Raw genomic sequence first — 18782 nt, 5'->3', positions numbered from 1 at the left:
ACCACCACGTGATCCACAAAGAGCAATGGACCATCCAAATCCGCACCGGTATCCCCTGGTTCATCCCGCCCCCGCACATCGACCCACGCCAAAAACCCCGACGCAACAACTACTTCCACCCCGCAAACCTCAACACCGCCGCCTGACACCGGCCGCGCAAAAAGCGGCTAACGCCTGGGGTGCACTATCTGGCTGGAGGCTCGCGGACGCTGATCAGATGTGCCGTTCGGGACGCCGGGGGCGAGGGTATCCAGTTATCTCGATGATGGAGATAACATCGAATCGTGAAGGATGCGACGCCGGAGGACCCCGGCAGCCCGGCTAACAGCGCTCAACAGAGCGCCCCGGTGCAGGCCAACGAGCAGGACGTCGCCGCCCCTCCGTTGAACAGCCCGGCTGACAGCGCTCAACAGTGCGCCCGGGTGCAGGCCCACGGGCATGACGTCGCAGTCCTGGACTGGGGCGGCGCCCTCGCCGCGGGCGCGCTGATCCTGGTTCCGCTCTGGATGCTGCTGAGCAACAGCGCCGTTCTCGGCGGCCACCCGGCGCTGCCTGCGCTCCTGATGGTTGCTGCCGCAGCGGGCCTCCTCTGGGCGTTCGTGCTGGTCAAACGCACCAATCTGCTCGAAGGCTGGCCTCGAAGCAAACGGCTTGGTCCGGGAACCCACCAGCCAAGCCGGCGCTCAGTCTCGCGCTGGCAGCTGGTCCGGGGCCTCGCGGGACGGCTGGCCGTCCTGGGTCTCGTTGCGGGGCTGGCGTGGCTCAATCCGTTCCCCTACCAGCCCAGCGGAGCGGAGGGCCAAACCACGGGGACCACCACCGAAGACGCCACCACCATAACCCTCGCCCCGGAAGGAAAGGCCCGCGCGGGACTCGTCTTTTACCCGGGAGCACGGGTTGACGCGCGCGCGTATCAAGACATCCTTGGGCCGCTCGCGAACGCGGGTTATCTTGTTGTCATCCTGAAAGTACCCCTGGGCATCCCCTTGCTGGACAGCAGCCAAGCCCGCGGCACGATGGACGAACATCCCGAGATCACTTCCTGGGCAGTCGGCGGCCATTCGCTGGGAGGAGTCAGCGCATCCTCCTTCGCGACGTCGAACCGGGACGTCTCCGGGCTCTTATTGTTTGCTTCGTACCCCGCGGAAAGCATGGCGGACGCCGTCGACCTCGCGGTGCTGTCCATCTCCGGCTCCAATGACGGACTCACCACTCCGGACAAGATCTCGGCGTCGAAGGCCTTGCTACCGCCGGCCACCGGTTTCGCGACGGTGGAGGGCGGAGTGCACGCGTTTTTCGGGGACTACGGCGAACAGCCCGGCGACGGCGAGCCAGGCATCTCCCGCCAAGAGGCGCAGCTGCAGATCGCCGCGGAATCGAGCCGATTCATGGACCGGCTCGGTTCCGGCCCTCGCGGATAGCCCGTTATCGCCCCGCGGCGTAACCCTGCGCGCCGCGGGGATTCGCCGCCGCCCGCAGAACCCCGGTCGAAGGATTCCGCACGACGGCGGACAGGCGTCCCAGCGTCCAGCCGCCCACGACGGTAACGACATGACCACGGCGCTCAAGTCCCGCGATAACGTCCTCGCCCAGCCGCTCCTCGACGACGGCGCCGCCGGGCTCCCAGGTGCGCGGCCAGAACGAACCGGGCATCGACGTTGTGTGGAAAGTGGGGGCATCAATGGCCTGCTGCGGCGAGTAGCCGCCGACAATCGTGCGCAGCAGGTACGGCAGCTGCCATTGATCCTGTTGGTCGCCGCCCGGCGAACCAAGAGCGGTCACGGCCTCGCCGTCCCGCAGCACAAGAGTTGGCGTGAGGGTTGTCCGCGGCCGCTTCCCCGGTGTCAGGGTAGAGGGCGTTCCCGGCTCCAACCAGGTCATTTGCAGCCGGGTGCCGAGGCAGAAGCCCAATTCCGGGATGGCCGGCGAGGACTGCAGCCAGCCACCCGACGGCGTGGCCGAGACCATGTTGCCCCAGCGATCCACGACGTCGATATGACAGGTATCGCCGCGGGTCTCCCCGCTCGGCGCCACGGTAGGCTCCCCCACTCCCAGCCCGGCCGACCCCTCTGAACCCGGACCCGTCGGCGGCTCGTAGTGGGTACGCAGTGTGGGCACATACGGCTCATATCCGGGGACCGTGCCGGGCCGGAATTCGTGTGATGCCTGCTCTCCGATCAGCGCCCGGCGGCGGGCGCAGTAGTCGGCGGACAGGAGATAGTTCAACGGCACATCCGTGTCGCCGTAGTACGCTTCCCGGTCCGCGAGCGCCAGCTTCTGGGCTTCCAGGATGGTGTGCGCGCCGAGTTCGGTGGACGGATCGAGGTACTCGTCGTCGAACCCTTCGAGAATGGCGAGCGTCTGGAGCAGCGCGGGACCCTGCCCCCACGGTCCCGTCTTAGCGATGGTGTGTCCGCGGAATTCCACCGTGGCGGCGTCCTCGTAGCCAGCCTCGAATCCGGAGAGGTCCTCCAGTGCGAGGACACCGCGGTGATCCGTACCTGAGGAATGCCGGTGCGGGGTCTGGACCGACTCCACCATGGCCTTGGCCACGAAGCCCTCGCGCCACTCGCGGCGGGCGGCGTCGATCCTGGTTTCGCGCGAATGCCCAGCCGGCCCGGCGGTCCCGGCGTCGACCAGCCGCTGCAGCGTCCGGGCGTAGGCAGGATTGCGGACCAGCTCCCCTTCAGCCGGGATCCTGCCTCCGGGCATCCACAGCCCAGCCGACGTCGGCCAGTGCATCTGGAACAGCTCCGCCACGGCGGCGATGGTGGTCCCCACCCTGCCCAGCATCGGGTGCCCGTCGCGGGCGTAGCCGATCGCGAAGTCCAGTACGTCGCCCAGTTCCCAGGTCCCGTGGTCTCGCAACAGCAGGAGCCAGGCGTCGACGGCGGCGGGAACCGCGGCGGCCAGCGCGCCAGAGCCGGGCACCAGATCCAGGCCCTCCGCGAGGTAGTGCTCCACCGTGGCTCCGGCGGGGGCCGGGCCCTGCCCCATGAGGACCACGGGCCGGCCGGGCTCGTCCGCGGTGACGAAGACCCCGGTCATGTCCCCGCCGGGCCCGTTCAGGTGCGGCTCGACGACGTGCAGCACGAAGGCTCCCGCCGTCGCGGCGTCGAACGCGTTGCCGCCGCGCTCCAGCACCGCCTGGGCGGCCGCCGTCGCCAGCCAGTGCGTGGAGGCACTCATCCCGAAGGTGCCCTGCAGGGTGGGCCTGGTGGTGAACGTATCGGGCCGGGTGAACGCCGGGGACGCTGGCGCGATGCCCGCCAGGGGCTCCACTCGGGGCTCCCCCGTGCGGGTGCGCGGCGAAGCCGGGAACCCTGTGGCGGTGTCAGCCAAAGAGGGCCGCCACACGGGTCAAGGTCTCGTACACGCCGTAGCCCAGCGGCACTCCCACCAGCGCCCAGGCGACCACCAGCTTCCCGGTCGACGGGTTTACAGGTGTCGGGTTCACAGTTGTCTGCGCACTACTCATCTCAGGCCTCCATGGCAGGTTCTTCGGAGCGGACACGGTCGGGGCGTGGTTCGTGGAACCGGGCGTCGACCGGCTTGACCAGCAGGTTCGCCACAAAGCCGATCACCAGCAGCCCCACCATGGTCAGTAGGGCGGGCTGGTAGGACGCTGCGGTCAACTGGCCGGGCTTGCCCTGGGCGTCCAGGAACGCGTTGACGATCAATGGCCCGGCGATACCGGCCGCGGACCACGCCGTCAGGAGCCGGCCGTGGATCGCCCCGACCTGGAACGTGCCGAACAGGTCGCGCAGGTAGGCCGGGACGGTCGCGAAGCCGCCGCCGTAGAAGGAGATGATGACGAACGCGAGCGCCACGTAGAGGAACGTGCTGGTGGAGCCGGCCAGCGCCAGCACCGTGTAGAGCACGGCGCCGACGCCGAGGTACATCATGTAGATGCGCTTGCGGCCGGTCACGTCCGAGGTGGCGGACCAGGCGAAGCGGCCGGACATGTTGCCGATCGAGAGCAGCCCCACGAAGCCGGCGGCGACGGCGGCGCTCACCAGGGACACGCCGTCGGACTGGCGGAAGAAGTCCTGGATCATCGGTGCGGCTTGCTCCAGGATGCCGATTCCCGCTGTCACGTTGCAGAAGAGGGCGATCCAGACGAGCCAGAACTGCCTGGTCTTGACGGCGTTCTTCGCGGAGACGTTGTCCGTGGTGACCAGCGTGGCGGCCTTCACCTTAGCCGGGTCGAAACCGGCCGGCTTCCATCCCTCGGCCGGGACCTTGATGGTGAACGCGCCGAACATCATATACGCGAGGTACACGACGGCGAGGGTCAGGAAGAGCTTGCCGACGGAGTCGCCACTGGCAACCCAGCCCTTGGCGCCGGAGTTGGGGTCGTACATCTTCAGCAGCGCGGTGGAGACCGGGCTGGCGATGAGGGCGCCGCCGCCGAAGCCCATGATGGCCATGCCGGTCGCGAGGCCCGGGCGGTCGGGGAACCATTTGATGAGGGTGGACACCGGCGAGATGTAGCCGATGCCCAGGCCAATGCCGCCGATGAATCCGTAGCCGAGGTAAACGAGCCACAACTGGCCGCTGAAGATCCCGAGCGAGCCGACCAGGAAGCCGCTGGCCCAGAACACGGCCGAGGTAAACATCGCCTTGCGCGGGCCGTTCTTGTCCACCCACGTGCCCATGATCGCGGCGGAGAGGCCGAGCATCACGATCGCGATCGAGAAGATCACGCCGATTTCAGTCAGGCTGGCGCCGAAGTGCTTTACCAGCGCAGTCTTGTAGACACTCGTGGCGTACGCCTGGCCGATGCACAGGTGCACAGCGAGCGCGGCGGGCGGCACCAGCCACCGGTTGAATCCCGGCGGGGCGATCGTTCGTTCACGGTCCAGCCAGCCCATGAGTGCTCCTCTTGCTTGTCGAAGACGTCGGTGTCCCAGTGCATAGAGGCGAAGGCCCCAGATCGGGCCGTTGCCTCCGGCAATCATGGTGCAGATCGACAGCAAAAGTACTACTTGTGCGACAAGCGGTAGGAATTCCGCGACGAGCGGTGGTGATGCCCTCGGCGGCCCGCTTTCGGGCCCACCTCTCGGCGGCCGAGTCCCGGGCCTACCTCCCGAGGGCCGACTCCCGAAACCTACTTTCCGAGTCCGGCCTTCCGGAGCGCCTCGGCCATCGCCGTGTTGGCCGGTGCCGGCGTCGGCTTCTGCGGCTGCCTGGCAGGCGTCCGCCGGTCGGGCGCCGGCTTCCCGGACGGCTGAGCAGACGGCTTCCCGGACGGCTGACCAGAGTTCTGCCTCGGCGGCGCTTGCTTGGACGGCGCCTGCGCCGCCGCACGCCCGCCGGGCGCGGCCGGTTCGTCGTCGAGCCTCAAGGTCAGGGAGATGCGCTTGCGTTCCGGATCGGCCTCCAGCACCTTGACGCGCACCACCTGGCCGGACTTGACCACGTCGCGGGGATCGGAAACGAAGCGGTTGGCCAGCGCGGAGACGTGGACCAGGCCGTCCTGGTGCACCCCGACGTCGACAAACGCACCGAACGCCGCCACGTTGGTCACGGTCCCCTCCAGCACCATCCCGGGCCGGAGGTCGGAGATCTTGTCGATGCCCTCCGAGAACGTCGCCGCCGCGAAGGCCGGTCGCGGGTCACGGCCGGGCTTCTCGAGTTCGGCGATGATGTCCTGCACCGTGGGCAGGCCGAAGGAGCCGTCAACAAAGTCCTGAGGATTCAGCGTGGCGTAGCTTCCCGCGGCCTGCCCCTTCCCGCCGGCGGCGGCTTTGATTTTCCGCGCCACCGGGTAGGCCTCGGGGTGCACGCTGGAGGCATCCAGGGGTTCGGCTCCCCCGGTGATGCGCAGGAACCCGGCGCACTGTTCGAACGCTTTGGCGCCCAGTCGCGGCACCTTTTTCAGTTCGGTGCGCTTGGTGAACGGGCCGTGCTCGTTCCGGTACGCCACAATGTTTTCGCTCAGGAGCGGCCCGACGCCGGCCACGCGGCTCAGCAGCGCCGGCGAGGCGGTGTTCACGTCCACGCCCACGGCATTCACGCAGTCCTCGACCACCGCGTCGAGGCTGCGGTCCAGCTTGGCGGCGGTGACGTCGTGCTGGTACTGCCCGACGCCGATCGACTTCGGCTCGATCTTCACGAGTTCCGCCAGCGGATCCTGCAGGCGCCGGGCGATGGACACGGCGCCGCGCAGGGACACATCCATGCCGGGCAGCTCGGCGGCGGCGAGCGCCGAGGCCGAATACACCGAGGCGCCGGCCTCCGACACCACGATTTTCTGCGGCTTGCCGCCCTGGTGCGCAGTGTCCGGGCCGGCGGCGAGCTGTTTGAGCAGTTCAGCGGCGAGTTTGTCCGTTTCCCGCGAGGCTGTGCCGTTGCCGATCGCCACGAGTTCGACGCCGAACTTCCGGGCGAGGGTGACGAGGGTCCGCAGCGCCTCGTCCCATTTCCGGGCCGGGGCGTGCGGGTAGATGGTGTCCGTCGCCACCACTTTGCCCGTGCCGTCCACCACCGCCACCTTGACCCCGGTGCGCAGTCCCGGGTCCAGGCCCAGGGTGGCACGGTTTCCCGCCGGCGCCGCGAGGAGCACATCCCGGAGGTTGGCAGCGAAGACCCGCACGGCCTCGTCTTCGGCGGCCGCGAACATCCGGCTCCGCAGATCCGCGGTCAGCCGGGCCAGCACCCGCGAGCGCCAGGCGAGCTGCGCGGTCTGGAGCAGCCAGGCGTCGGCGGGCCGGCCGCGGTCGGCGACCCCGAGGAAGCGGGCCACGGCGGCTTCGTAGCGGCCGCGCGCGGCGGTGAGGGCGGCGTCGTCGTTCGGTTCTGCCTCAGCGAGGTCCAGCTCCAGAACGCCGTCCTTTTCGCCGCGCAGCAGCGCCAGGACGCGGTGCGAGGGCATCCCCGAAGGCTGCTGGGAGAACTCGAAGTAGTCCTTGAACTTCTGCCCCTCGGCGTCCTTGCCCTTCTTCACCCGGGACACCATCCTGCCCTGCGTCCATAGCCGCTCCCGCAGGGTGGCGGCCAGATCGGCGTCCTGGGCGACGCGTTCCACCAGAATGGAACGCGCCCCGGCGAGCGCCGCGGCGGCATCCCCGATGGAATGCTCCGCGTTGAGGTACTTGTGGGCTTCACGTTCGGGGTCCAGCTCGGGCCGCTTCAGCAGCGCGTCGGCCAGCGGCTCCAGCCCGGCTTCGCGGGCAATCTGCGCTTTGGTCCGCCGCTTGGTCTTGAACGGCAGGTAGATGTCCTCCAGGCGCGACTTCGTGTCGGCGCCGACGACGGCGGCCTGCAGTTCCGGAGTCAGCGCGCCCTGCGCTGCGATCGCTTCCAAGACGGTCCGACGGCGGTCCTCCAGCTCGCGCAGGTAGCGCAGCCGCTCCTCGAGGTCGCGGAGCTGGGTGTCATCGAGCGTCCCGGTGGCTTCCTTGCGGTACCGGGCGATGAAGGGCACAGTGGACCCGGCGTCGAGCAGGTCCACAGCGGCCTTGACCTGCCAGGCCTGCACGCCCAGTTCTGCGGCAATCTGGGCGGCGATGCCGGATTCCTGGGTCTGCGGCGCTTGAGTTTTGGGCGACGGGGCATGGGGCGCCTGGGTCCTGGCGGGCTGGCTCGTTGCGGGCGTGGCGGAGGCTGACGGGGAGGGGCGCTGCGGGAGTTGGGTCACCCTGCCATTTTGCCTCACCGGGGTCAGGGGCCGGGCTCGCCCGATGTTGGAGGAGACTCCTGCACGTCCTGAAGGACCTCGTTGCGGCGGAGGAACCACGGTTTGAACGGCGGATCAAAGCGGGCGAACCGGGGCGGGCCCAGGGCCGTCAGACCGGCCAGCACCAGGGCCGCCTGGAGGCCCTCGTTGCGCCGTTCAAAGGCAGCTTCCGAGCCGCTGCCCGAGAATCGAAGGGCAGCTGTCAGGGACCCGGGGACGGTCCGGATCTGGACCTGGGAGTTCACGGGGACCGGGGCGGTCTCCGCCGTCAGGCCAGCGGGGAGTACGAAGGCGACCACAAAGTCAGCGGTACCGTCGCTACCCGGCAGCGGACCGCTCTGGAGCACCGGGGCGGTCATGGCCAGCTTCTGCGAAGGACCGGGCTCCTGGATCACCGGAGCCGTCATTGCCAGCTTCTGACGGGCGTTGTTGCTGCCGCTGATGTAGTTGAACAGAGGCCGGAAGGCAGCATTCCCGGCCCGGTCAAACGTCGTCTTGACCTGTATTTCGGCCACAACATACGCGGGATAACGGCGCAGCTCGAAGTGCGCGAAGCGCTGGACCATCTCATATGGTTGCTGTTCGGTCATGGTCCTCAGACCATACGCCGGGCCTCCGACAAGAACCAGCCCGTTCCGGCCGCTGTGGTCGACGGATTGTCAGAGGGCTTTGGTAGCTTGAAGAACACACGGCGAGGCTGCGCTGACTGCACACCCCAGGCGGCAAAACCTTCCACACGGCAGTAAGCATCGGGGGCACAGTGTTTTTTCTTGAACCGGAAGTGCCGGGTTCCGCACAGGACCTGGTCTTTTCCGCGAGCGACCTCGTCATCGCGGCCGGCTGCGAGTACCAGTTGCTCCGGAAGCTCGACGAGAAGCTGGGCCGGTCCCCCAGGGCGGTGTTCGACGACGACGAGATGCTCCGGCACGCCGCCGTGCTGGGCGACCGTCACGAGCGCAAGGTCCTCGACGGTTTCGTGGAGGAATTCGGACCCTGGGATCCGGCCGCCGGACGCGGCGTTTACGACGTCGTCCCGGCTGCGGCCATGGACCGCGCCACTTTGCTGGCCAAGCACCGCGAGTCCATTGATGCCCTGCGTTCCGGCGCCGACGTGGTCTTCCAGGCCGCCTTCTTCGACGGCCGGTTCCATGGCCGCTCGGACTTCCTGGTCCGCCAGGCAGACGGCAGCTACGCCGTGTTCGACACGAAGCTGGCCCGCCACGCCAAGGTGACCGCGCTGCTCCAGCTTGCCGCCTACGGCGACCAGTTGCTGCAGGCCGGGATCACCCCGGATCCGATGGTGACACTGGTCCTGGGCGCCACGGTTCAGCTCCCGGACGGCGGCTACGATTACGTCCGCAGCCACCACAAACTCTCGGACATCCTGCCGGTCTTCCGCGAGCGGCGGGACCGCTTCCTGGCCCTGACCTCCTCGCATCTGGCGCAGCCCGGCACCGTGCAGTGGGAGACGCCCGGGCTCACCGCCTGCGGCCGCTGCGACTACTGCCAGGAACAGGTCGCCGCCACCGATGACCTGCTCCTCGTGGCGCGGATGAACTCGGCCCAGCGCAAGAAACTCCGTGCCGACGGTATCCGCACGGTCCGGGAGCTCGCGGAAGCCGCCCTGGCCAATCCCAACGCCTCGCTGTTGCGCCTGCAGGACCAGGCCCGGATGCAGAGCGGCGTCGGCGCAGCGGACGGTGAGGTCCGGTTCAGCAAGGACGGCGAAGAGCACAGCATCCGCTTCGGCGTGATTCCCGAAAACACGCTGGCCGAGCTTCCCCCGCCCAGCGACGGCGACATCTTCTTCGACTTCGAGGGCGATCCGCTGTGGCAGGAAGCCGCCACCGGAGTCTGGGGGCTGGAGTATCTGTTCGGCGTCGTCGAGGCGCCGACGGGACCCGGCGTCGCGGGAGTGTTCAAACCGTTCTGGGCCCACGACCGGGAGGCGGAGAAACAGGCCTTCCTCGACTTCCTCGAGTATGTGCAGAAGCGCCGGCAGGACTACCCGGACATGCACGTCTACCACTACGCCGCCTACGAGAAGACGGCGCTCCGGAAGCTCTCTGTGATGCACGTTGCCGGCGAGGACATCGTCGACGGGTGGCTGCGGGACGGGCTCCTGGTGGATCTGTACCAGACCGTCCGGAACAGCATCCGGATTTCCGAGAATTCCTACAGCATCAAGAAGCTCGAGCCGCTCTACATGGGGACCAACCTGCGCTCCGGGGATGTGAAGGACGCCGGCGCCTCGGTGGTTGCTTATGCCCACTACTGCGATGCGCGCGACGACGGCCGGGCCGAGGAAGCCGCCACCATCCTCGCCGGGATCTCCGACTACAACGAATACGACTGCCTCTCCACCCTGGAACTCCGGAACTGGCTCCTGGGTCTGGCCCGTGCCCGCGGCATCCGGCCGGGCGCCGACGTGGCATCCGGCACCGCAACGACGGCGGCCGGCGCGGGCGCGGATTCCGGAACGGACGCGGGAGCGGATTCCGCTGACGTGGACCCGCTGGAAGTGGCGCTGGCCGAGCTGGCGGGGCCCGGCGTCGGGCTGTCCGAGGACGACCGGAAGGCGGTGTCCATGCTGGCGGCAGCGGTCAGCTATCACCGCCGGGAGCGCAAAGCGTTCTGGTGGGCGCACTTCGACCGCTGTGAGCACGGTCCGGACACGCATCACCAGCAGGACCGCAACGTTTTCCTGGTCGAGGAGGCGGAGGTGCTCGACGACTGGTGGAAGGACGGCGCCAAGCTTCCGGAACGGAGGGTGAAACTGATCGGCACGGTCAGCCCGGGCTCTGACCTCCGTGAAGGCAGCACGTGGTTCCGTATGTACGAGCCGCCGCTTCCGGCCGGGCTCGAGGGCACGGGGATCAACGGGACCGGACGCAACGGCTGGTTCGGCACCGAGGTCCTGGAGCTGGGCCACGAGGACGGCAAGGACACCGTCGTCATCCGGGACAAGCTCCGCAGGGCCATCGAACCGTACGCCCAGGTGCCGGTTGCGCTGACCGAGGACCAACCCATCCAGACCAAGAGCCTCGAGGACGCCCTGGCAGTCTTGGCCTCCGGCGTCACCGCGGCGTTGCAGGCCAGCCCGTCCGCTTTTCCGCATCATCCGGCCCTGGATCTGGTCCGCCGGGTTCCGCCGCGCCTTGGCGCAGGGGCGCGGCTGCCCTCCCCCGGTGAAGGCCCGGACCGGTTCATCGACGCAATCACGGACGCCGTCGGCGCCCTGGATCATTCCTATGTCGCGGTGCAGGGTCCGCCCGGGACCGGCAAGACCCATGTGGGATCGCACGTCATCGCCCGGCTGGTGGCCCGCGGATGGAAAGTCGGCGTTGTCGGCCAGTCGCATGCCGTGGTGGAGAACCTGCTGAAGACGGCGGTGACCAAGGCCGGAGTCGATCCCGCCCGAGTCGCCAAGGAAGTGAAACACGCGGATTCCCTTCCATGGGAGCAGCGTTCGGCGAAGGATGTAGCGCGACTGCTCGGCTCGCCCGGCGGGGCGCTGATCGGCGGCACGGCGTGGACGATGACGGGATCCAATGTCCCGGCCGGGTCGCTGGATCTGCTGGTGATCGACGAGGCCGGTCAGTTCTCCCTGGCCAATACTCTGGCCGTGGCCCAGGCCAGCAGCCGGCTGCTGTTGCTCGGTGATCCCCAGCAGTTGCCGCAGGTCAGCCAGGGTGCACACCCCGAACCCGTGAACGAATCGGCCTTGGGCTGGGTTTCCACCGGTCATGCCACACTTCCGCCGGAACTTGGCTATTTCCTCGCTGACTCGTGGCGGATGACGTCCGAGCTGTGCCGGGCCGTTTCCGAACTTTCCTATGAGAGCAGGCTGCGCTCGGCCCCGGCCGCTGACCTCCGGCGGCTCGATGGAGTTCCGGCCGGGATCGAAACCGTCATGGTGGAGCACAGCGGCAACATCACGTCCTCCCCGGAGGAGGCCGCCGAGGTGGTCCGCCAGGTGCGGCGCCATCTGGGGCTGAGCTGGCATGCGGAGCAGGGTACCCGGCCGCTCGACGCCGCCGACATCCTGGTGGTGGCCGCCTACAACGCCCAGGTCAACGTCATCCGCGATGCCCTCGATGCCGCGGGCCATGCCGGCGTCCGGGTGGGAACGGTCGACAAGTTCCAGGGCCAGGAAGCCGCCGTCGTGATTGTGTCCATGGCATGCTCGGCGGTGGCCGAGGCGCCGCGCGGCATGGAGTTCCTGCTCTCGCGCAACCGGATCAACGTGGCAGTCTCCCGCGGCCAATGGCGCGCCGTCGTCATCCGGGCGCCCGAGCTGACCAACTACCTCCCCGCGCACCCCGAGGGCCTGGAGCAGCTGGGCGGATTCATCGGGCTGTGCCAGCGGTCAGCGGCTTCCTGAGCTTTGCCCGCCTGCCAGCCGGACATGCACATTCTTTGTCAGCGCATTCAGGGGACATGCTCATTCTTCGCCGTAACCAGTGAGCACAATGGCATTCTGCCCAGTGCTCGTGGCTCCCGCGGGGCATGTCCAGCGGTGCACGTGGGCCACGGCGGGACATGCTCAGCGGGACGCCGGGATGCCCTCGGCCAGCAGGAGTGCTTCATCCAGCACCGCTCCGAAGTTCGCCGGATCGTGCGCGAACCTGCCCAGGAACAGACCGGAGACGCCGTCGAGCGTCGGCAGGAGACCTGGCTTGGCCGAGCCGCCGTAGATGACAGAAAGGTTGCCCAGCCCCGTGGGGGCGAGGTGACTGCGGAGCTGCCGGACGACGTCGGACACGTACCCGGCGGCGGCGGGCACTGCCGCACCGATGGCCCAGACGGGTTCGTACGCGAGGACGAGCCGGCCGGCGAGCTCCCAGTCGCCGTCCACGGCCGACCGGATCTGGCGGTACACAAATGCCGCGGCGTCGGCGGCACTGCCGTGGTCGGACTCTCCGATACAGAGGAGGGGTGTCAGCCCGGCTGCCGCCGCGGCCCTGACCTTGCGGGCGATCATGGCTTCGTCTTCGCCGAAGTGCCGGCGGCGCTCCGCGTGGCCGATCTCAACGAGACCGACGCCGAGCTCCGCGAGCATGGACGGGGCCACTTCCCCGGTCCACGGCCCGTCTGCCCAGCCGCAGTTCTGCGCACCCAGCAACAGCAGTGAACCGTCCAGAAGCGCGGCGGCCGCCGGGAGGAGCGGGAACGACGGAATCACGAACGGGACAACCCGCCCGGCCGCGAGGGCCGGACGGGTGTCCACTTCGTGGCGCAGCTGCGCCAGCCACTCCAGGCTGTCCTGGTAGCCCAGATACATCTTGGAGCTGACACCCACCAGCAGTGGCGGGGTGGTCGGGCTGGTGTCACTTTGCTGCATTGTTGGTGCTTTCTACTCGAACCGGCGAACCGGTTGATGCGGCTGGACCCGTTGATGCGCCCGGCGCGCCCGGCGCGCCAAGTGCGCGCCAAGCGCGCCGGAGGCCCCTGAACGGTATCTACTGCTCCAGCAGGTCGTCGGCCTTGTTCTTGAACCGCTTGGTCGCGAACATCATGACCGCGGCCAGGAACGGGAGCACACCCAGGGCGTAGACACCCATGGTTCCGGTGTCCGAGGCGGTGATCTGGTTGACCGAGGTCCGCAGGATCGGAGCCACAAAACCGCCCAGGTTGCCCAGGGAGTTGATGAGGCCGATGCCCGCCGCCGCGGCGGTGCCGGTGAGGAACGCCGTCGGGTAGGACCAGGCGATGGGACCGATGGACAGGAAGCTACAGACAGCCAGCGTGATGAAGAGGATGCCCAGCACCGGAAGGTGGTTGGCGCCCGCCCACGCGGACCCGAAGATGCACAGGCCGGTGGAGATGAACAGCCCGGTGCCCCAGACGCGACGGCGGATCACGGTGTTTGCGGCCTTGCCGATGAAGTAGCAGGCGAAGATGCCGAAGAACCACGGGATGGCGGCCAGCATGCCCACCGCGAAGCCGACTTTCTGGCCGGTCAGCTGGGCGACCTGCTGCGGCAGGTAGAACGTCACACCGTAGACGGCGATCTGGAGGCAGAAGTAAATGACCGTGAAGTACCAGACCTTGCCGTTCTTCATGGCGGCGAGCACGCCGCGCGGGCCGGTCTCCTCCTTGACGGAGTCCTCCAGCGCCATGACGTCCAGTAGCGCCTTTTTCTCGTCCTTGTCGAGGAACTTGGCGTCCTGCGGGCTGTTGATGAGGAAGAAGAACGCGGCAACGCCGGCCACAACCGCCAGCATGCCTTCCACGAAGAACATAACCTGCCAGCCCTGGACGCCGGGCACCTGGTCGCCGATGTTGATCAGCCAGCCGGACAGCGGCGCGCCCAGCATCTGCGAGAAGGGCTGCGCCAGGTAGAAGATGGCAAACATTTTGACGCGGACCTTGTTGGGGAACCACGCGGCGAGGAACATGATGACGCCCGGGAAAAGCCCGGCCTCGGTGACACCGAGGAGGAACCGCAGGATGATGAACGAGGTCTCGCCCTGGACAAACGCGAAGCACGCGGAGACGATGCCCCAGGTAATGGCGATGCGGGCCAGCCAGATCTTGGCCCCGAACTTTGTCAGCAGGAGGTTGCTGGGGATCTCGAAGATGGCGTAGCCGATGAAGAAAATCCCGGCGCCCAGAGCGTAGGCGCCGGCCGTGATGCCCCTGTCCACTCCCAGGGCGGCTTCGGCGAAGCCCACGTTGGTGCGGTCCAGGAAGGCGACCACATAGAGGATGACCAGCATGGGCATCAGCCGGAAGGACGCCTTGGAAATCGCCGATTTCAGTACCGGCGTATCCAGGAGGTCCCTAGTGGACGTGGTTGTTACGGACATCAAAAACTCCTCGTCGAGCAATCAGTGGTGTAACTCAGGGGATGGATCAGGTGCGAAACACGGTGGAGCGGGTCAGCAGAAGTTCCTAGCGTGAAAAGGCGATGATCACGATTCCGGCCAGGCAGGCCAGGATTCCGACGGCGAGATAGAGCTTCCGTCCTTTGCTCCAGGACGCGAACCCTGAGGCGGGGGTGTTGTTGGGCTGTGCCATATTGCTTCTTCCCTAGTGCATGTAGAGTCCGCCATCCACATTCAGCGTCTGGCCGGAGATGTAGCCGGCGTCCTCGCTGATGAGGAAGGCGATGGCGGCCGCGATGTCCCGGGTGGAGCCGACGCGGTTGACCACGAGGTCTTTGGTGAGTTCGTCCTTGCGTTCCTCGCTGAGGGTGCCGCCCATGATGTCGGTGTCGATGGGACCCGGCGAGATCGCGTTTACCGTGATGTCGTACTCGCCCAGTTCGCGGGCCGTGGAGCGGGTCAGCCCGATCACGCCGGCCTTGGCCACGGAGTACGGCGTCTTGGAGAACGTGCCGCCGCCGCGCTGCGCGGAGACGGAGGAGATGTTGACGATGCGCCCGATCCTGTTTTTCACCATGGATTCGGCCACCCGGCGGGTGGCGTAGTGCACGCCGTTGAGGTTGATGCTCAGCACCCGGTCCCACTCGGCGGCGTCGAGTTCCAGATACGGGACCGGCGAGCTGACGCCGGCCACGTTGGCCAGGGCGACGATCTGCGGCAGTTCGGCCTCGATCGCGTCGATCGCCGCGCGGACGGACGCCTCGTCGGAGACGTTGGCGCCGGCGCCGAACGCCTTGACGCCGTGCTCGGCGGCCAGTTCCTTGGCTGCTGCCTTGCACAGCGCGTCGTCCAGATCGATGATGCCGACGTTCCAGCCCTGCGCGGCCAGGAAGTTGGCGGTCGCACGGCCGATGCCGCGCTCCGAGACGGCGCCGGTGACGATCGCGGTGCGTTCTGCGGGGAAAGTGCTCATGGGAGTGCTCCTGAAGGCGTGAAAGTGGCGGGGCTTAGTTGATGGGGGCGGGGCCGAGCTCGTCAATGAGCTTCTGCATGGCCACGTACGCCTTGTTCCGATAGGCGATGAGTTCCGGGGTGCGCTCGGCGGGGACATTGAGGAAGCCGGCGCCGGTCTTGGTGCCAAGCTTCCCGGCGTCGACGAGGTCGCTGAGGACCTTCGGCGTCGCGAAACGTTCCGGGAACTCCGTCTGCAGCGATTTGTAGCAGAAGTTGTAGACGTCCAGCCCTGCCATGTCGGCGATGGCGAAGGGTCCGAAGAACGGCAGCCGGAAACCGAAGGTGGTGCGGACCAGGGTGTCGATGTCCTCCGCCGTCGCGATCTCCTGCTCCACCAGTTGGGCGGCCTCGTGGAACAAGGCGTACTGGAGCCGGTTGAGCACAAAGCCGGTGACGTCCTTGACGACGGCGGTCTGCTTGCCCGCGGCGTGGACGAGTTCGCGGACAGCGCCGATGGTGGCCGCTGAGGTGCCGGCGTGAGGGATGATTTCCACGCCCGGGATGAAGGGGGACGGGTTGGAGAAGTGCACGCCCAGGAAGCGTCCCGGGTTGGCGACGGGCTCGGACAGCTCCGCGATGGAGATCGTGGACGTGTTGGACCCGATGATGGCGTCCGGGCGGGCGGCGGCGCTGATGCGCGCCAGCGTCTGGTGCTTGATGGCGATGACTTCGGGGACGGCTTCCTCGATGAAGTCGGCATCTGCCACGGCTTCCTCGATGTCCTTGGCCGCCCAGAGGTTTTCCTTCAGGATGGCGGTGGAGCCTTCCGGGAAGAGCCCGGCAGCGACGAACTCGTCCGATTCGGCGAGCAGCCGCTCGTAGTTCTTCTGCGCCACTTCGGCGGACACATCGGCGAGCGCCACGCGGGCACCACCGAGCGCCAGGACCTGCGCGATCCCGCCGCCCATGTATCCGGAGCCGACGACGGCGATCCTGCGGGCGGCGTTGATGGCGGCGGCGTTACCTGTTGATTCGGTCATGGTCAGACTGCCTTCGTGTATTCGGGCTCGTAGGAGCAGATGGCGTCCACCTTGGCGGCGGAGGAAGAGGTTTCGTCGAAGCGGTGGCCCAGCCATTCGCTGACGAGCTTTTTGGCGAGTTCCAGGCCGATGACGCGCTGTCCGAGCGTGAGGACCTGGGCGTTGTTGCTGAGCACGGACCGTTCCACCGAATAGCTGTCGTGCGCGGTGACGGCGCGGATGCCCGGGACCTTGTTGGCCGCGATGGCCACGCCCAGGCCGGTGCCGCAGATCAACAGGGCCCGGTCGGCGTCGCCCTCGGCGACTTTGCGTGCGGCGTCCACGGCGACGTGGGGGTAGGCAGTGGAGTCGTTGGCGCCGACTCCGATGTCCTGCACGGAGGCGACGCGCGGGTCCGCCTCGAGCAGGGCTTTGAGTGCGTTCTTGTATTCGACGCCGGCCTCGTCGTTGCCGACGACGACGCGCCAGCCTGTTGTTGTGCTCATGCCTGTGCTCCTTGCTTGGCCAGTTCGGGGTTAGCGAGCCGGCCGTCTGTGTGGGCGGAAATTCTTGCTGCGATGAGGGCGAACGAAACCGCCCCCGGGTCGGGGTGGCCTAGGCTCTTTTCCGCGAGCGGCCGGGCGCGTCCCTTGAGCGGGCGGAGGTCCGCGGTCCCGTCCGCGGCGGTCCGGGCGGCGGCCGCGGCGGCGGCGAGTGCGTCACCGGCGGAAGCGCCGCCGTCGAGCGCCGTGCAGAACGCGTCCCTGAAAGGCAGCAGCGCGTCCACCATGGTCTTGTCCCCGGGGTCTGCCTTGCCCAGTTCGGTGATCGCGGCGGCGAAGGCGGTGACCGTGGCCGCGGCATCCCCGCCGCTGTAGCTGTCCCGGTTTCCCAGCGCCAGCCCTGCGGCGATGATCGCGGATCCCCAGAGCGCGCCGGAGGTGCCGCCCGCGCGTTCGCTCCAGGCCTCCCCCGCGGCGGTCAAGACGCGCGCCGGCGAAGCGCCGCCGTCGTTCGCGGCCGCCTGCTCAGCCGCGGTGACCGCTGCTTCCACGCCGCGGCGCATCCCGATGCCGTGGTCGCCGTCGCCGGCGACTGCGTCCAGCCGGCCCAGTTCCTCTTCGTGTTCGACGACGACGTCCCGGACCTGGCGGAGCACTGCGGCCGCCTGCCGTCCGAGCTCTGCCGCGGCCGGTGTGGGGCGTTCGACGGCGGCGGCCTCTGCGGCTTCCGGACCGGCGAGTTCGCGGCGGGCCCGGGGTGCCAGATTGCCCTTGCGGAATGCCGGGGTGTCGGCCGGGGCCGCCCAGTATTGCTCCAGTTCGTCGTCGAGCCACAGCAGGGTCAGGGAAAGTCCGGACATGTCCAGGCTGGTGACGAGCTCGCCGCATTCGGGTTCCACCACGGTGAGTCCGGCCGCGACCAGAAGCTTTTCGATTTTTCCGAAAAGCAGGAACAGCTCGTCGTACTTGACGGTGCCGAGGCCGTTGACGATCGCCACGACGCGGCTGCCGGCGTCGTGAGGCTTGTCAGCGAGCAGCTGACTGACCAGGAGCTCGGCCAGTTCGGAGGCCGTGGGCATGGGGTGATCGGAAATGCCCGGTTCGCCATGGATGCCCAGGCCGAGGGACATGTGCCCCGCCGGGACAGTGAACAGCGGCGCGTCCGCGCCGGGCAGCGTGCAGCCGTCGAAGGCCACGCCCAACGAGCGGGTGCGGTAGTTGGTCCGGATGGCGAGCCGTTCGACGTCGTCCAGGTCCAGTCCCGCCTCCGCAGCGGCGCCGGCGATCTTGAAGACTGTCAGGTCGCCGGCGATGCCGCGCCGCTTCTCGATCTGGTCCAGCGGGGCGCTGGCGATGTCGTCGGTGACCAGGACGGTGCGGGTTTCAATGCCTTCGGCGTTGAGGCGCAGCTGGGCCTGGCCGAAGTGCAGGACGTCACCGGCATAGTTGCCGTAGCTCAGCAGCACGCCGCCGCCGGCGTTGGCCGCCTTGGCCACGCGGTAGACCTGGCCGGCCGCGGGCGACGCGAACATGTTGCCGCAGGCCGAGGCGGCGGCCAGGCCCGGCCCCACGAGGCCGGCGAAGGCGGGGTAGTGCCCGGAGCCGCCGCCGACCACCAGCGCGACCTGCCCGGCCGGGACCTCGGTGGAACGGACGACGCCGCCGTCGACACGGGCAACGTAGCCGCGGTTGGCCGCAACGAAGCCGTCCAGTGCCTCATCCGCGAAATCAGCGGGATTGTCGAAGATCTGGGTCATGGTTTCCTCATTGAATCCGTGTTGGAGAACTAATGCAG

At 68.1% G+C, this 18782-nt stretch carries 14 protein-coding genes; 2 read left to right on the top strand and 12 right to left on the bottom strand.

From position 1 onward, the window contains the following. Window positions 1-284 precede the first annotated feature (284 nt). Window positions 285-1421, top strand: coding sequence for an alpha/beta hydrolase (locus AC6EUH_RS12760; RefSeq protein ID WP_499738848.1), 1137 nt, complete (start codon window positions 285-287; stop codon window positions 1419-1421). 4 nt (window positions 1422-1425) lie between these two features. On the opposite strand, the gene AC6EUH_RS12755 is transcribed toward AC6EUH_RS12760, so the two are convergent. The 5 genes from AC6EUH_RS12755 to AC6EUH_RS12735 form a co-directional block, all read right to left on the bottom strand. Continuing rightward, window positions 1426-3189 (bottom strand): gamma-glutamyltransferase family protein, encoded by a 1764-nt coding sequence (locus tag AC6EUH_RS12755; RefSeq protein WP_499738854.1) that lies wholly within the window; start codon window positions 3187-3189, stop codon window positions 1426-1428. Between the two features lie 145 nt (window positions 3190-3334). Next, window positions 3335-3478 carry an MFS transporter small subunit gene (locus AC6EUH_RS12750; RefSeq protein WP_499738847.1) on the bottom strand — a complete coding sequence of 48 codons (144 nt, stop codon included), beginning with the start codon at window positions 3476-3478 and terminating at the stop codon, window positions 3335-3337. 1 nt (window position 3479) lies between these two features. Further along, entirely contained in the window at window positions 3480-4874 is a 1395-nt protein-coding gene (locus AC6EUH_RS12745) for an OFA family MFS transporter (RefSeq protein ID WP_056433538.1), read from the bottom strand. A 236-nt stretch (window positions 4875-5110) separates the two neighbouring features. Continuing rightward, window positions 5111-7513 (bottom strand): Tex family protein, encoded by a 2403-nt coding sequence (locus AC6EUH_RS12740; RefSeq protein ID WP_499738853.1) that lies wholly within the window; start codon window positions 7511-7513, stop codon window positions 5111-5113. A 152-nt stretch (window positions 7514-7665) separates the two neighbouring features. After that, window positions 7666-8271, bottom strand: coding sequence for an SOUL family heme-binding protein (locus tag AC6EUH_RS12735; protein WP_499738846.1), 606 nt, complete (start codon window positions 8269-8271; stop codon window positions 7666-7668). Window positions 8272-8441: 170 nt separating this feature from the next. On the opposite strand from AC6EUH_RS12735, the gene AC6EUH_RS12730 reads away from it, so the two are divergent. Next, window positions 8442-12065, top strand: coding sequence for a TM0106 family RecB-like putative nuclease (locus tag AC6EUH_RS12730; protein ID WP_499738845.1), 3624 nt, complete (start codon window positions 8442-8444; stop codon window positions 12063-12065). Between the two features lie 162 nt (window positions 12066-12227). Here AC6EUH_RS12730 and AC6EUH_RS12725 read toward each other — a convergent pair whose 3' ends face one another. The 7 genes from AC6EUH_RS12725 to AC6EUH_RS12695 all read right to left on the bottom strand — a co-directional run bounded on the left by AC6EUH_RS12725 (window position 12228) and on the right by AC6EUH_RS12695 (window position 18744). Beyond that, entirely contained in the window at window positions 12228-13025 is a 798-nt protein-coding gene (locus AC6EUH_RS12725; RefSeq protein WP_499738844.1) for a triose-phosphate isomerase family protein, read from the bottom strand. Window positions 13026-13143: 118 nt separating this feature from the next. After that, the gene (locus AC6EUH_RS12720) at window positions 13144-14493 is read right to left on the bottom strand and encodes an MFS transporter (protein WP_499738843.1); all 1350 of its coding nucleotides are present in this window, start codon (window positions 14491-14493) and stop codon (window positions 13144-13146) included. Between the two features lie 85 nt (window positions 14494-14578). Beyond that, window positions 14579-14704, bottom strand: coding sequence for a hypothetical protein (locus AC6EUH_RS12715; RefSeq protein WP_499738842.1), 126 nt, complete (start codon window positions 14702-14704; stop codon window positions 14579-14581). A 12-nt stretch (window positions 14705-14716) separates the two neighbouring features. After that, window positions 14717-15484, bottom strand: a complete 768-nt coding sequence (locus AC6EUH_RS12710) for an SDR family NAD(P)-dependent oxidoreductase (RefSeq protein ID WP_499738841.1) — start codon at window positions 15482-15484, stop codon at window positions 14717-14719. A 34-nt stretch (window positions 15485-15518) separates the two neighbouring features. Then, complete coding sequence (locus AC6EUH_RS12705) at window positions 15519-16505, bottom strand: 3-hydroxyacyl-CoA dehydrogenase family protein (protein ID WP_200913091.1); 987 nt, start codon at window positions 16503-16505, stop codon at window positions 15519-15521. Window positions 16506-16507: 2 nt separating this feature from the next. After that, window positions 16508-16990, bottom strand: coding sequence for a ribose-5-phosphate isomerase (locus AC6EUH_RS12700; protein WP_056433554.1), 483 nt, complete (start codon window positions 16988-16990; stop codon window positions 16508-16510). Beyond that, window positions 16987-18744, bottom strand: coding sequence for a dihydroxyacetone kinase family protein (locus AC6EUH_RS12695; RefSeq protein WP_499738840.1), 1758 nt, complete (start codon window positions 18742-18744; stop codon window positions 16987-16989). Before AC6EUH_RS12695 ends, AC6EUH_RS12700 begins: the two co-directional genes overlap by 4 nt. Window positions 18745-18782 lie beyond the last annotated feature (38 nt).

It is taken from the genome of Arthrobacter sp. 001422645, assembly GCF_059816125.1.
Note: the sequence above shows the minus strand (reverse complement) of the source record. Positions and strands in the feature narration are given on the sequence as shown.